Source organism: Priestia sp. AB (assembly GCF_028369225.1).
Classification (GTDB): domain Bacteria; phylum Bacillota; class Bacilli; order Bacillales; family Bacillaceae_H; genus Priestia; species Priestia megaterium.
On the sequence record NZ_JAQMYN010000012.1, the window covers coordinates 17,811 to 31,006 of the forward strand.

A 13,196-nucleotide genomic window follows, 5' to 3' on the forward strand; every position below is an offset into this window, starting at 1 on the left:
TCAGAAAGAAGTTAGTTTTTTTGCTTTTAATGATATAGATTAATACATCATCTTATAAAATTATAGAGAATTCCTAATAAGTATTATAAATATTTTCGCATGTTTCAGCTTTTGGTTGATAAAAGCAATGAAGCTTATATCGAGCAACAAGAGGTTGATTGTACCATGTTGGAGGGCACTGTTGAGGAGGTCTGAAATACCATAGGCTAAATTTTGCAGGCCAACTACGTTCTCCTCTGACAGATCGACGTGCCAAACGTTTTTCACTTTCTCGTGCTCTTTGATAGAAATAGCCTTTTTGAGTAGCTTCAAATGCATGGGGTTGATAAATCATTTGTGGAATAGTTCTCAGTCCTTTAAAATCAGAGCAATTTGCTCTAATTCGATTAACCCCCACATTTCCTATAAGAAGCATTCCTTGTTCACCTTCACCTTCACCTTCTGCTCTAAGGAGCCTCGCTAAAAGAGCTATGTCTGAAGTTGTCGCTTTAACAACCGCCATAATTTCACCTCCAGAAATAAGATATTTCCCTATGGCCCGTATAATGTCTTTTCGTCATTTTTTTTAAAAATAGGCTTTTCTCTACCATTACTTCCTACCTATTTCCCCAAAAATATGGACATTCACCCAAGAATGAAACTAGGTAAATGCATATTCTTGCTTTGATAAGAAAAAATGGAGGTTTTTGTCATGAATTCAGAAATGCATTTGTTACCTAATTTATATTTTCAAGAAAATCAGTTACCCTATGGAGATATGAGGTTTGGAAGACCAGGTTTTGGTGGTCCTGGCTTCGGCCGCCCTGGTTTTGGAAGACCTGGTTTCGGTTTTGGACGCCCCGGATTTGGTTGGGGACCTGGTTTCGGGTTCGGGTTCGGTTTTGGACGCCCTGGATTTGGTTGGGGACCTTGGTTTGGCCCTGGACTCGGTTGGGGAGGGCCCTGGTTTTGGTAGTCCCTTTTTATATTAAATGAACTATATCCAAAAAGCCTTAAGATCAATGATCTTAAGGCTTTTTTTGAAATAACTTACTAAATTTAGAAAATCAAAGCTTTATAAATTTATCAATTTCAGCATGTTCAGTTTCTTTACTTAAGTGACTTGCCTATAATGAATAAAACAAATGATGCAACAAACATAAAAAACATTGGCTAAGACTTAGCCAATGTTTTTTATGTTTAGATAGATACCCTGAGGAGGGCTTTTTCCAAAAAAAACGGATGATTCTTCAGAATTCAGATTACATTCTATTCATCGACCTGTTTTCAGGTGAATTACCTATATGAATAACATTTAACAATTTGAGCAAACTACCCAAGATGATTAGAGTCATCAATAAAACATAGTTTTTTCTTTTTTTAAACTGTATAGAATATACAAAGTTAGTTAATATAATGTGCATTATCAGCAATTGCTAAGTATATATAGAAAAAGTGAATAAAAAAAGCTAGCATCTAGCTAACTTTTTTTCAAACAAACTGGATTTAATGATTAGCATCCTCCAGCGAAGCCGCCAAAACAAGAAGCACCGATAATGATTAATAAGATAAACAGCACAATAATTAAAGCAAAACCACTACCAAAACCACAGCCGCCTCCGCCATAGCCGCAACCGCCACCATAACCTCCAAAGCCCATATTTTCACCCCCCTATATGTTTAATACTTTTAAGATATGTATAGAAAATTAAAATGCCAGCCCATACTCTGAACTGGTAAAAATAATAGGATTTTGTAGATATATATAAACCCTTTAGATTAGTTTACATAGAATGAATGAACCATCCGATTTAAGCCCGTAGATCAGTTACCTCCCTAACGGATTTGCAGTTGTTAAAAGAACAGAAAAACCCCCTGCCGCCTGGGAGTTTTTCTGTCTTTTAGATGTATATCATATATATGTTTAGTTAGTGTAATGGATTGTATTGGAATTCATTATCTGAAAAGGTTTTGCATATTATTAGAGAAGGCTCTAGGAATCCCACTTCGATAAAGCCATCTCTATTTAAAAAAAAAACAATCTGTCTTCCAATACAGATTGTTTTTTCTTTTTTTGATTTTGTCAATTATGAAGGTGAAAAATGAAGTTAAAAGGATTCTACGTGTGAGACGAAATTTATTCAAGTTACATTATATGCCTACATTTTTCTTTAGGTAACTTGCCTAAATTAATATTTTTCTATCATTTGAACAAACTACTCAAAATGTAATAAAGCATCAGCTAACATCTATATTTTACGACTAGAAAAACTCCCCATAAGGTAGTTTTTTCGTTTTTTAAGCTGCGTATTTTATACATCTTTAGTAAACATAATCGTTATTCCCAGAAATGATAAGAGCCCCTATTTTATTGAATAAGGGTTCTTCTTATTTAGTTATTACTATGAGTAGCTACCAAAGCCTCCGCCAAAACAACTACATCCAATAATGATAAGAAGAATAAATAATACAATTAATAAAGCAGCCCCAAATTCGCCGCAATTAGACGTATAAAGAATCCCTTCTCTATTAGATTTTTATCACTTTCACAGATAAAATAGTCCTCTTACTTTTAAGAAACTATTCTATTATAAATAAATTTAAAATGACCAAACAGGCATATGTAAAAGCCTTTCAATTGATTTAAAAAGGCAGACTTTTCTTTCTACAGTATTTATCTTAAAAAGACTACTGCGTGGTGAACAGTGGTTCTTTCTTTTTTTGCTGTAGTGAATATACAGGTGTAGTTAAAATAATACAATTTATAGATAATAGTCACCTTAACCTTTGATTAATAATACTAAGATTTATCTTGTAATAAAAATCCCTTGAATTATACAAACTCAAGAGATTTCTACATATAATTAATATCTTTATTTATAAAAAGGAGTGAATATATGAATCAAAATATACCTCAGTATGTTGCTTTAACTTTTGATGATGGACCGTCAGCTTACACAATCTCCATTTTAGATATTCTAAAAAGATATAATATATCCGCAACATTCTTTGTTGTTGGTTCAGAAGTGAAAAAATTCCCAGATATAATACAAAGAATTTATAGGGAAAAGCATATCATTGGCAATCATACTTGGAACCATCCTGATATAACAACCCTTTCAAGGAATGAATTGTGGAAGGAAATTAATTCGACAAATATTCAAATCAAGAAAATAATAGGACATTCTCCAGATTTATTTCGTCCTCCCTATAGTTCAATAAATGATAAAAATGCTGATGCTATTAAAAAATTTGGGATGACTTCTGTATTATGGAATGTAGATAGTAAAGATTGGCAGGAGAAATCCCCCTTAAGTATACAAAAGAATGTCATTTCAGGAATCAAGAAAAAGAGTCTCATTGTAATGCATGACGGGGATCAATACGGTAGTGGACCTAGAGACCAAATCGTTACTTCATTGCCTGAAATCATCACATATTTATTAAAAAATAATTATCGTTTTTTAACAGTTCCAGAGTTCCACCAAGTTGCATACAAAATTGAAAAATGGTCCTAAAAGGATGGTTAACTTTTTTATATTCGGCTCAACAGTAAGATAGTTTTTTCTTTTTTAGCTGTATATGATATATATTTTTAGTTAACATAATGAATTAAATCGGCAGCTACACTTAAATCATTTTCAATACCTATCAATAATTTTTAGTTCGATCCATGATAAGACCCTTCCATTTTTTGAGGGCACCCCATATTATAATAAAAGTCTTTATGAGTTCTACATGGAGTGCTTGCTTTGACGGGAAAGTGCCCTTTTATTTTGTTGTCTCCTCCTACTTTTTTGAATTCTTAAAGAATTCTTTCTCCAAAAGCTGAACAAGAGAATCTTTTTTGCTCATACCTTCTTCAATACATCTCTTAGCAAATTCTTTAAATAATTCTTCTGGTATATCAGCATTTAAACGCTTAAATCCAGGCAGTGTTTTAAGCATATTAAGCTTCCTCCTAGAATGAGTGCGCACTCAAATAAGTGATAATTAAAGGATATAATTACCATAGACAATAACTAAAATTAAAATGGTTATTTAGTAATTAATTACCTATAACAGAAATCTTGAATATCATAGGGAGAATTAACAAATTAAAATCCGGGGGAACACGATGTGACCAAACTATTTGCTATCAGTGCAGGTATGTCCTTTTTTGCCGTTGCTAAAGCTGAGAATGAAAAAGAAGTACTTACTATTCTTGTTAACCGAGAATTAGAAGAACAAGAGGATTTTGGTATCAGAGCGCATATTGATGACTTTTCGATTGAAGGGCTGTGTGGTGATTTCTTCCATGATGAAAAGGGATCATTTATCGAAGGTCACATCTTAGACTACCCTCGCCATATAAGGAAAATGGGCACTAAAGAGCGTGATACCTATATCCAATCACATGTCGAAAAGAATGCTAGAATTTTTTGGAAAGACAATCCATTTTATGCGGAATTGTACTTGCGGGAATTCAAAAAGTATAAGGCAGCAGGGAAAGACCTAGGAAATACGTTCCGTCCTCATTTTTCGGATGAATTTTATTTCATTACGGCCAAATTAATTATTACTGAAACGGATTGGTACGGAGAAGATTTTCAAATCATTGAAATTGACTTAACTAACCGTAATTACCAGCTTATTTTCGAACTTACTTTAGAGGAAGATTAGTTAACATAATAAGCATTCTAAGAAATAAAAAAGCCATGTTCCTAAAAAGAGAACATGGCTAGGGAAGATGAAAAGGTTGTAATACATTATATATACTTTATAAATAAGTTGTATTAGACAATAATCTAATTTTAATAAATAAAATTAGATTTCTAGAGCAAACTATTCAAGAAGCTGTAAAGTTTCCATTCTTCAATCAAATAAATGTAACAGAACAGCACCAGGAGTTTTTCTTTCTTTTAAGCTGCATATGATATACATGTTTAGTTAACAATTTCTTCTTAAGTATGCTTCCCGATTCCTCTATATTAAAATAAATCTATATGGAACAACCCGATAATAAGATCCATATAATAATATTATATTTCTTTGTCTTTTGTCATTTACTTACCATATCTTCATAAAGATATGGTTTTTTTGGATCAATCCATATAAAATAAAAAAGGACAGATAAACTTAATTCTGTCCTTTTTATTCTCAACAAATAAATTAATATCCACTAAATCCTGTACAAGAACAACCTATAATGACAAGTAAAATAAATAGAATAACAATTAATGAAAATGCCATTAACTATAACACCTCCTACTTTTACATCATAGGATTAATTAATAAGAAGACTTGAAACATGAGCAACCTACAATAATTAATAAGATAAATAAAACGAGAATTAAAGCCAAACTAAAACCAGATCCACCATAACTAGATCCACCGTAGCCACAGCCACCATAATTGTTTCCACCCCAACACATCAATAACTCACCTCCACTAAATACTAAGAAAAATTAATCTCTACTCTAAGGTATGTCCTTAAAGCTAAATTCGATTGGACAAACACATTAATAGGCATAAAAATAAATTTTATGCCTATTAATGTGTATATAAAAATTATGATGAAAAAGCCTGTTATTATAAAGAAGATGCTATCTTAGAAAGTATAATACAAAGAACATAATGATTATAAAATACATATAGTATTCATGTAATAGCTCACACAAACTTATCTATAAGCCATATTCTTTAAAATTCGAAGATATGGCCTTCGTTAAAAAATATACGTATTTAACAATATTTATTTTAAATATCTGTTTCCAATAGATTTATTTAATTTAGGCTATGTTGACGATCATTAAAGAAAGACCTGTTACTTAGGCGGTGTTAGTAACAGATCCTGTAAAGGAAATATGAAATAGGATTTCCTTATACGCCGCTAAGATACCCTACGTAAAATTAGTGAAACAACTTATAATAATGTCTATAAAATCATTAAAAATATAAATTATTTATCCATAAAAAATAACGCCAGCACTTATCAAAACCCTTTTTATTACTTTACATACCATAATGTTGAGCAACCTCCTTGCTCTTCCAATAGATCCTGAGTTCCTATATTGCTACTATCTTAAAGAAAAAACTACTGCCTAGTGATAAACATTAGTTTTTTCTGTTTTAACGATTTCTAATTTTCATAGAAGGAGCAAAAATCGTCCAAGCTTTTTTCATTAAACTACATATCATAATTATATATCTTGTCTTACGAAGGGAAGTGATGATATGTCTTTGGAACATCATTTTCGTGGAAATGGCTATCGCCATTGCAATGTAATATTTGTGACATTCGATCAAACAACTGGCAGAGTGATCCTTATTAGTCCTTCCATAGGCACAATTCCTCCAGTTTGTGAAAATGACACATCCATCCAAGATCTTACCGTGTGCTTATTGAAAGACGGCTATACAATTCAAGCATTCTATCAGGAAACCTTTGTCTTCTCAAAATGTAAAAGCTACTATGATACAAAATAGGAAATGAATAAAACTCTATAGCCCGGGCAAACTACTCGAGAAGTCTTCTAAGACTTCATCCACAACTTATTTTCATCTATCAGTAGAAAAAACGACCTTCCGCCTGGGAGTTTTTTCATTTTCAAGTATATACTCTCACTATATCAATGAAAGTTAATAAAATTTTTATAATATCAGCACTTGTCCAAACACTTGTAATTACTTTATATATCATAAATTATGCATTGACACCTTCTATCTCTCCCTATAAATAAGAGAAAAAACTACTGATTCACACACCAGTAGTTTTTTTGATTTTAAAGATATATATATAGTATAAACTTTTAGTTCATATAATATTTTTTATCAACCTTAAAATCCCCTTCAATAATTAACTGAAGAGGATCCTGATGTGTGATTAGTGTATTTCGAAGGAACTTAAAAGGATGATTATATTATCTACCAAATAAATTATATTCATTAGCTTACTTTTAGTGAATTGTCCACATGAATAAAACAAAAATAATTAGAGCAAACTACTCGAGACACCGTGAGGCATCTACAACCAATTTTCTTCCTTAGCAAAAAAGCTATTGGCGCCGGATGAGCCAGTAGTTTTTTTCTCTTTTCACCCTGTATATGGTATACATCTTTAGTTAACATAATGGATGTTATCGGCAATTGCTCTGTATAAACAGCAAGGATAAATAAAAAACCACTCTTTATAAGTGGTTTTTTTAACTGAAGCCAGGAAAATAGACATATATATAAACTTTCTATGTTATTTTACATAGAATAATAAAGTATTCTTATGATCACTTTGATTTTTCTGTGGAAAGTAAATCTTATTATTCCTGATGGTACGTTTGATGCCATTGTTGCCAACTACTATGAGGATGCTGATGATGCCATTGTCCCCATGGCACATATGGGTTTTGCTGATGCCATTGCTGCCACGTGCTGTGAGGATAATGATGGTGCCATTGTTCCCATGGTACGTACGGGTGCTGATGATGCCACTGTTGCCAGCTACTATGAGGATGTTGCTGATGCCATTGTTCCCACGGTACATATGAAGAATGTTCTTGTTGCATTGAATTCACCTTCTCTCTATTAAGCTTTTATAGTTTATGGATATTAAGTTATAAAGAGCTTATCTTCATCAAATATGGGCTATTCCATTAAGAACTAAAAGCCATTGGGATTAAAAATCCCAATGGCTTTTAAAATTGAATATTGAACAAGTAGTTTTCTAAAACTTAAAAATAACTCTAATAATTTCAAAAATAGGCTTTTCTCTTTTATTACTTTTCACTTATTTTTCACCAAATAAAGGCATTTACCCAAGAGAGAATCTAGGTTAATGTAGATTCTTGGTTTGATAAGAAAACAAAACGGAGGTTTTTCTCATGAATTTAGATGAAAGATTTATTGGTAGACCCGGATTTGGCTTTGGCGGGCCTGGTTTCGGGTTCGGTAGACCTGGATTTGGCTTTGGCAGACCTGGTTTCGGATTTGGTGGTCCATTCATAGGTGGATTAGCAGGTGGATTATTAGCTGGTTCTTTATTTTCCGGTGGATATGGTGGTTATGGTTATGGATATCCTTATGGAGGATATGGTGGCTACGGGTATGGGTCCCCATATGGTTACGGTGGTTGTTGTTAATCATTCATAGTTTAAATAAGATAAATATAGTTTTATCAATACTGCTCTTATCTTATGTAAAATAGTCATCGGAAGTCTGGATATATGTCCTAATCGCTTTTGTGAAAAATTTTATCAAGGCTAAAACTCCTTAGATTTAAAAACCTTGAGGAGTTTTATTTTGCTGAAGAAAGGATATGTTTTTAATACTTACATACTTTTGTTTTTGAATTATCTTTCTTCAAAGTTACCGTAAACTTCTTGAAAAGGCTTTGTAATAATCTTATTTAATTCCATAATCAACATATTCATCCTTTGTTCAACTTCTATTAATCGTACAATCTTTTCATTTCTCTGAACAACTTCCCCTACTTTTTGAACTTCCTCAATTTCATCCCGCATAATTTTCTGGCCTGTCATCTGCTTATGTTGTAATTCCATTTGTAAATTGTAGAACTTATTAAAAAGTTGCTTTGTCTCTGGGTCAGCATTAACTTCTCTATATATACTCTTTAAACTTCTAAATTCATTGCTCCTACGTAATATCCTTTCAAAGTCATGAGTTATACCATATAAGTTTACATCCAAGGGGAATATCCTCCTAATATCAAAGTTATAGTAAATAAATCTAATGGAATTATTAATCCCATTAGCTTTATCTATAAACATGAAAAAATCATTATGGTGGTGTATTTAGATCAGGTTTTTATTTTAATACACCATCAAAAAAAGAGCTTTTAAAGAAAATACAATTCATTCTAATTTCACTATATTCATTGACCCATTTTTACGTAAATTGTCTATACGAATAACATTTACTATTTTTAGTATACTACTCAAGGTGTAATCAAACATTGACTCATACAACTTAACGCTTGGTACGGGAAAAACTACTTTTTATAAGTAGTTTTTCTCTTGGTTTTTTTAGACGTTTGTCACATTCCTTTACTCAATAGTGTCTAAATATGTAATATTTATATTAGTTAAGTATATTGGAGAGATTTAAGTATGCAATTCCCTTCTCCCCTGGTCTTATACCCTTCCCTTTAAAACAAAGTCAACATACTTTATATAAGCACGTCCAATTCTAATTAAAAAGGATGGTGATACCATGAAGAGAAAAAGATTAGGTTTTTGTATGCCTGGGTACCGATGGTGTGGTCCTGGATGTAGTGGTCCAGGGGCGCCGACAAACGATGTTGACGCTTGCTGTAAATTACACGACGAATGTTATCGGAGGTTTGGTGGGCCTTCGGCCTATTGTGATAACCTATTTATTAACTGTATGCGCCCTAAAATCAATTCCCATACAAGAAAAGGAAGGGATGCAGCCCTATTTTCTAACTTTGTAAGACTTAGTAAATCATTACGCTCCTTCTAGCATGACTGCTCACAGTAACTCCTAATACCCAGAAAGGATCCGTTTACTTTATAGATTGGGGAGGCGTAAAAAGGAGGGTGAAGGGATTTTAAGTGCGGGAACTGAATTATTTCAACCACACTACATGCCTTCATCTTCCCTTAGGTAACTTGTTCATTACAAATTAATTCGCTTATCAGGAGCAAGCTATACGGGACGCCTTAAAGTATCTACCTAATGAGATAAGTTTTTCCGATACACAAGTCCTTAGTAATAAAATAAATCTATATGGGACAACCCAACAATAAGACCCATACAATATGTAAATTTTTATTTCTTCGTTTCTTGCCAATTTACCATATCTTCATAAAGAAGATATGGCTTTTTAGATTAGTCAAGATAAAAAAAGGTAGATAATCTTAATTCTGCCCCTAACACTCTCAACAAATGAATTACGTTTAATGCTTGCACTTAAAAAGGAAATATAAAATTAAGAAGCTTTTATATATTCACTTTACAAAAAAGTTAATATCCACTACATCCTGTACAAGATTTAGAGATTACTTGCAATTATTCCGAAGTTCTTACATTAAAACCCGTTTCATCATACTTAAGGATTTAAGCTTATAACCCTCTTCACTATTTTGCTTCTTTACTACCCCCCTCGTCCTTAAGCTTATTAATTACCTGTTTAACTAATGGTGAAATGTCATTTATTATGGGTTTATATACATTAACTGTTTCAATCAAAGTATCAATGGTTGCCATGAGTTCAATAATATTCTTATTGCTACTAATATCTTCAGAAGGATTAGGAGAAATATTATTAGGCCTAGCACCGTTACTAAATAAATCATGATTTACTTCTTCGGTTTTTGCCCCCCTGATCCTAGAATTTCCAAACATGAATTGTGAGAACCTATCAATATCCCGATTATTATTCTGTTTCAGCATACGATCCCTATTTACACTTGAATTGCCACTCCGTAAGGAATCTCCCGTTGTTGAGCTACCCTGGGAAATTTCATTAAAATCAATATTATCTTCCACTATTATCCTTCCTTTCATTTTGGTATATCCTATGATCTCCCACATTGCCAAGTTTGGACTTTTTTTGTTTTTATTAAATTTTAATAATTTCTAATATCCCCGTTCACCTCATTACTAGTTCAAATCTTATGAAAAAGATCACTTGTGGAAATAGGACATTTAATTTGGTCATAAATTCAACATACTCTAGATGTAATCTATCCGGGAAGTGAAACCAGCTATATTTTGGAGGGGATTAGGGTCTTGAAATGTAGTTTATCAGATATTATTTTTTAATCTTTTTTCACTGACAGTTCGGTCTTGATATCCCATAACTAAATCTAGATGCCTATACCTTAATAAGCGTATTTGAATAAAATAGGAGGGATTATACTAGTAAAGGGGGGAATTAAGATGTCACATGAAGATAAACAAAAAGTAATCCATGCTGACAAAGTAGTTATTCATACAAAGGATGTTGAAATTATTCACAATCGAAAGGAAATTACTCCAAGGGATCCATGGGGGTTTTTTTGGGGGAGACAACAGGTAGATAAAGTAAATGAACAAGAAGTACCAAACTCAGGAGAATCACAGACTAGGAGCAATGAAAAAGTTATAAAGATAAATAAAACAGGAAAAAGAAAAGGACCATGGTTTCCAAGTCATTAGAAGTCTAAAAAGCTCTTAATTGTAAGAGCTTTTTGTCATATGTATATACTACACAAGTCAATCACCATATAAATACATATATCAGTTATAAGAAGTCAAAATAAAAACACGCTAACTATTTTCCAGGTAGTCAGGGTGCTTTTCTTGTCCTTGAAAGGTGAATTCCGAAGATAAAATGCCTTACTTTTCAGTCCTTATATTTTATGCATATTGCTAATATAAATAAAACAAAAATAACTAGAGAAACCTATTCAAGGATTGGTTAGTAATCTTTAGCTATAGCTAAACCACTAAAAGAAATAGGTCCTACGACAGCTGCTTCTGTACCATTTGTAATATTCTCAGCAGTTACTCGGTAATCATGTGATCCAGCCCTCACATTCTTATCTATAGCTTGGAATGTCACAATATAATTTAGCTCTGATCCTGGATCTGCTTCTACTCCTTCTTGAGCTCTAAAGATTTCTTGTCCATCGCGGAAAATTTTAAATAAAATTTGTGATGTACCACTTACTCCTCGAACACCAACTGTTGCAATTAACTCCACATGATTTCTATTTGCATCTCTTCCAGGAATAGTTATACATATATCTGCTAATACAGTTTTTTTAGGAGAATGAGCAATAGGACTTGGTTTTTTTTGATTAACTTTATGAACTGGTTCAATTGCTTGATAATCAACAATATGAAACATTATAATTCCCCCCTTAACTTTTATACTCTAAAGTATGTAGTTAAGAGAGAATTGGCTTGGACAACTTTTTTATGTTTAAAAGAAAAATTTTTCTAAAACTATTTTTCCGTATTATTTTATGTATATCACATTCAATCTTAGTTACCATAATGTGAGTTATAGACCCAAATATAGATTGGTTACGCTGCAATACATAACCTCTCTGGAAGTAAAACAGCTAGCATATTATTACTAGCTGTTTTGCTGGATAAACACAAAAAATAATGAAATAGAATTGTCTGAGTTTCCCTCATATAGTCAGAAGCTGAAATAAGATTTACTTCTTATTAGTACCCTCCACCACTAAAACAAGAACAACCGACAATAATTAATAAAATAAAGAGGACAACAATTAAAGCAAAACTACTGCCAAAACCATAGCCGCCTCCACCGTAACCATAGCCGCAACCGCCACCATAACCTCCAAAACAACACATATACTTCACCTCCATACGTTTCTACTTTAAAATATGTACAAGAAGAAAAAATGTTCGTCCCAAATTACTAAAAGAAAAATTATCCACGCATGACCAATTTCTATGCCTTTATTAATATCTTAAGGAATCTATATAAAAAGACCTATTGCTCAGACTTCAGCAGGTCCTCTAATATAATTGAATTTATAACTTAGATTTACCTATTGAAAATTCCATTTTTATATCCACGCCTGTCCATTACCTTTTATTCTATTTTGCATATTTTAAAACATATGAGATAGAAATTCTCATGTAACCACCCGTAGTCTATATTCGGCACGTCTAACAACAGCCTCTCCCTTTATGGAGCAGTAATAAACTCTTATTATGTTCTTAAAAATAGACTATTTACTATGAAAGGAAGGTGTTAAATATGAGTTTCACATTAATTGTCATCTTATTCATCTTGCTTATCATTGTAGGATGTTCTTGTACAGGTCTAGGTGGATACTAATTCACCAAAGGGTTGACTCATCTTTTTTTAGTTGTTAAACCATCAGACTTACAACCTAATAAAAATTTTCAAGTTATAAAAATATATCTTTAGAACGGTGAAATGTTCACTTGAATATCAAAAGATAATATCCAGAACCAATCAATATAAGGTGCATATAATATTCCAGATGGTGGGTAAGTCGCCCGGCTTGCAGATTTATCATCCTTATCTATAAGCCATGTCCCTTAGCCATGAGGGGACATGGCCATTATTATGGAAATGTATATATACTTTCTAAGACTTATGTTACATATTTTTTTATATTTTTATTGAGCTGATTCGAACTATTTTGACTGGCATTCAACGAAGACCTGTTAATTAATCGGTGGTAGTAACAGGTCCTATAAAGGAAGTATAT

18 protein-coding genes are annotated in these 13,196 nt (G+C 32.4%); 7 read left to right on the top strand and 11 right to left on the bottom strand.

The window, feature by feature from the left end; all coding sequences use genetic code 11:
* Positions 1 to 73: 73 nt before the first annotated feature.
* Complete coding sequence (locus POF52_RS24965) at positions 74 to 502, bottom strand: cell wall hydrolase (RefSeq protein ID WP_097812776.1); 429 nt, start codon at positions 500 to 502, stop codon at positions 74 to 76.
* A 189-nt stretch (positions 503 to 691) separates the two neighbouring features.
* Here POF52_RS24965 and POF52_RS24970 point away from each other — a divergent pair, with 189 nt between their 5' ends.
* The gene (locus POF52_RS24970) at positions 692 to 955 is read left to right on the top strand and encodes a hypothetical protein (RefSeq protein ID WP_176586012.1); all 264 of its coding nucleotides are present in this window, start codon (positions 692 to 694) and stop codon (positions 953 to 955) included.
* Positions 956 to 1,492: 537 nt separating this feature from the next.
* Here POF52_RS24970 and POF52_RS24975 read toward each other — a convergent pair.
* The gene (locus POF52_RS24975; protein ID WP_074684460.1) at positions 1,493 to 1,639 is read right to left on the bottom strand and encodes a YjcZ family sporulation protein; all 147 of its coding nucleotides are present in this window, start codon (positions 1,637 to 1,639) and stop codon (positions 1,493 to 1,495) included.
* A gap of 742 nt (positions 1,640 to 2,381) precedes the next feature.
* Entirely contained in the window at positions 2,382 to 2,498 is a 117-nt protein-coding gene (gene yjcZ, locus POF52_RS24980) for a sporulation protein YjcZ (protein ID WP_074684461.1), read from the bottom strand.
* A gap of 378 nt (positions 2,499 to 2,876) precedes the next feature.
* Between yjcZ (POF52_RS24980) and POF52_RS24985 the strand changes: the two genes are divergently transcribed.
* Complete coding sequence (locus POF52_RS24985) at positions 2,877 to 3,497, top strand: polysaccharide deacetylase family protein (RefSeq protein ID WP_098278596.1); 621 nt, start codon at positions 2,877 to 2,879, stop codon at positions 3,495 to 3,497.
* A 271-nt stretch (positions 3,498 to 3,768) separates the two neighbouring features.
* On the opposite strand, the gene POF52_RS24990 is transcribed toward POF52_RS24985, so the two are convergent.
* Complete coding sequence (locus POF52_RS24990; RefSeq protein ID WP_170960124.1) at positions 3,769 to 3,927, bottom strand: hypothetical protein; 159 nt, start codon at positions 3,925 to 3,927, stop codon at positions 3,769 to 3,771.
* A gap of 171 nt (positions 3,928 to 4,098) precedes the next feature.
* Between POF52_RS24990 and POF52_RS24995 the strand changes: the two genes are divergently transcribed.
* Positions 4,099 to 4,641, top strand: coding sequence for a hypothetical protein (locus POF52_RS24995; RefSeq protein WP_029319861.1), 543 nt, complete (start codon positions 4,099 to 4,101; stop codon positions 4,639 to 4,641).
* A 489-nt stretch (positions 4,642 to 5,130) separates the two neighbouring features.
* Here the strand turns inward: POF52_RS24995 and POF52_RS25000 are convergent, their stop codons facing one another.
* From POF52_RS25000 to POF52_RS25010, 3 genes are all read right to left on the bottom strand, one after another.
* Positions 5,131 to 5,211, bottom strand: coding sequence for a YjcZ family sporulation protein (locus tag POF52_RS25000; protein WP_271996037.1), 81 nt, complete (start codon positions 5,209 to 5,211; stop codon positions 5,131 to 5,133).
* Between the two features lie 38 nt (positions 5,212 to 5,249).
* Entirely contained in the window at positions 5,250 to 5,393 is a 144-nt protein-coding gene (yjcZ, locus tag POF52_RS25005) for a sporulation protein YjcZ (RefSeq protein ID WP_098278594.1), read from the bottom strand.
* Between the two features lie 1,881 nt (positions 5,394 to 7,274).
* Positions 7,275 to 7,520: a hypothetical protein gene (locus POF52_RS25010; RefSeq protein ID WP_176586010.1), complete on the bottom strand. Its 246-nt coding sequence runs from the start codon at positions 7,518 to 7,520 to the stop codon at positions 7,275 to 7,277.
* 315 nt (positions 7,521 to 7,835) lie between these two features.
* On the opposite strand from POF52_RS25010, the gene POF52_RS25015 reads away from it, so the two are divergent.
* Entirely contained in the window at positions 7,836 to 8,093 is a 258-nt protein-coding gene (locus POF52_RS25015) for a hypothetical protein (RefSeq protein ID WP_271995884.1), read from the top strand.
* 210 nt (positions 8,094 to 8,303) lie between these two features.
* Here POF52_RS25015 and POF52_RS25020 read toward each other — a convergent pair whose 3' ends face one another.
* Positions 8,304 to 8,660 carry a YlbF family regulator gene (locus POF52_RS25020; protein WP_098450083.1) on the bottom strand — a complete coding sequence of 119 codons (357 nt, stop codon included), beginning with the start codon at positions 8,658 to 8,660 and terminating at the stop codon, positions 8,304 to 8,306.
* A 550-nt stretch (positions 8,661 to 9,210) separates the two neighbouring features.
* Between POF52_RS25020 and POF52_RS25025 the strand changes: the two genes are divergently transcribed.
* Positions 9,211 to 9,453 carry a Parvovirus coat protein VP1-like protein gene (locus POF52_RS25025; RefSeq protein WP_306441403.1) on the top strand — a complete coding sequence of 81 codons (243 nt, stop codon included), beginning with the start codon at positions 9,211 to 9,213 and terminating at the stop codon, positions 9,451 to 9,453.
* A gap of 618 nt (positions 9,454 to 10,071) precedes the next feature.
* Here POF52_RS25025 and POF52_RS25030 read toward each other — a convergent pair.
* Positions 10,072 to 10,482, bottom strand: a complete 411-nt coding sequence (locus tag POF52_RS25030) for a hypothetical protein (RefSeq protein ID WP_271995892.1) — start codon at positions 10,480 to 10,482, stop codon at positions 10,072 to 10,074.
* A 393-nt stretch (positions 10,483 to 10,875) separates the two neighbouring features.
* Here POF52_RS25030 and POF52_RS25035 point away from each other — a divergent pair, with 393 nt between their 5' ends.
* Complete coding sequence (locus tag POF52_RS25035; protein ID WP_176586007.1) at positions 10,876 to 11,133, top strand: hypothetical protein; 258 nt, start codon at positions 10,876 to 10,878, stop codon at positions 11,131 to 11,133.
* Between the two features lie 262 nt (positions 11,134 to 11,395).
* Here the strand turns inward: POF52_RS25035 and POF52_RS25040 are convergent, their stop codons facing one another.
* Both POF52_RS25040 and POF52_RS25045 read right to left on the bottom strand, forming a co-directional pair.
* Positions 11,396 to 11,827: an exosporium protein C gene (locus POF52_RS25040; RefSeq protein ID WP_271995895.1), complete on the bottom strand. Its 432-nt coding sequence runs from the start codon at positions 11,825 to 11,827 to the stop codon at positions 11,396 to 11,398.
* Positions 11,828 to 12,153: 326 nt separating this feature from the next.
* Entirely contained in the window at positions 12,154 to 12,318 is a 165-nt protein-coding gene (locus POF52_RS25045) for a YjcZ family sporulation protein (protein ID WP_442956657.1), read from the bottom strand.
* Positions 12,319 to 12,715: 397 nt separating this feature from the next.
* On the opposite strand from POF52_RS25045, the gene POF52_RS25050 reads away from it, so the two are divergent.
* Positions 12,716 to 12,796 (top strand): YjcZ family sporulation protein, encoded by an 81-nt coding sequence (locus POF52_RS25050; protein ID WP_098450077.1) that lies wholly within the window; start codon positions 12,716 to 12,718, stop codon positions 12,794 to 12,796.
* Positions 12,797 to 13,196: the final 400 nt, after the last annotated feature.

What these genes read in the sequence shown, in the direction of transcription:
- POF52_RS24965 (WP_097812776.1), bottom strand. Translation starts at nt 502, where the DNA reads ATGGCGGTTGTTAAAGCGACAACTTCAGACATAGCTCTTTTAGCGAGG.
- POF52_RS24970 (WP_176586012.1), top strand. Translation starts at nt 692, where the DNA reads ATGAATTCAGAAATGCATTTGTTACCTAATTTATATTTTCAAGAAAAT.
- POF52_RS24975 (WP_074684460.1), bottom strand. Translation starts at nt 1,639, where the DNA reads ATGGGCTTTGGAGGTTATGGTGGCGGTTGCGGCTATGGCGGAGGCGGC.
- POF52_RS24985 (WP_098278596.1), top strand. Translation starts at nt 2,877, where the DNA reads ATGAATCAAAATATACCTCAGTATGTTGCTTTAACTTTTGATGATGGA.
- POF52_RS24990 (WP_170960124.1), bottom strand. Translation starts at nt 3,927, where the DNA reads ATGCTTAAAACACTGCCTGGATTTAAGCGTTTAAATGCTGATATACCA.
- POF52_RS25000 (WP_271996037.1), bottom strand. Translation starts at nt 5,211, where the DNA reads ATGGCATTTTCATTAATTGTTATTCTATTTATTTTACTTGTCATTATA.
- yjcZ (WP_098278594.1), bottom strand. Translation starts at nt 5,393, where the DNA reads ATGTGTTGGGGTGGAAACAATTATGGTGGCTGTGGCTACGGTGGATCT.
- POF52_RS25010 (WP_176586010.1), bottom strand. Translation starts at nt 7,520, where the DNA reads ATGCAACAAGAACATTCTTCATATGTACCGTGGGAACAATGGCATCAG.
- POF52_RS25015 (WP_271995884.1), top strand. Translation starts at nt 7,836, where the DNA reads ATGAATTTAGATGAAAGATTTATTGGTAGACCCGGATTTGGCTTTGGC.
- POF52_RS25025 (WP_306441403.1), top strand. Translation starts at nt 9,211, where the DNA reads ATGCCTGGGTACCGATGGTGTGGTCCTGGATGTAGTGGTCCAGGGGCG.
- POF52_RS25035 (WP_176586007.1), top strand. Translation starts at nt 10,876, where the DNA reads ATGTCACATGAAGATAAACAAAAAGTAATCCATGCTGACAAAGTAGTT.
- POF52_RS25040 (WP_271995895.1), bottom strand. Translation starts at nt 11,827, where the DNA reads ATGTTTCATATTGTTGATTATCAAGCAATTGAACCAGTTCATAAAGTT.
- POF52_RS25045 (WP_442956657.1), bottom strand. Translation starts at nt 12,318, where the DNA reads ATGGAGGTGAAGTATATGTGTTGTTTTGGAGGTTATGGTGGCGGTTGC.
- POF52_RS25050 (WP_098450077.1), top strand. Translation starts at nt 12,716, where the DNA reads ATGAGTTTCACATTAATTGTCATCTTATTCATCTTGCTTATCATTGTA.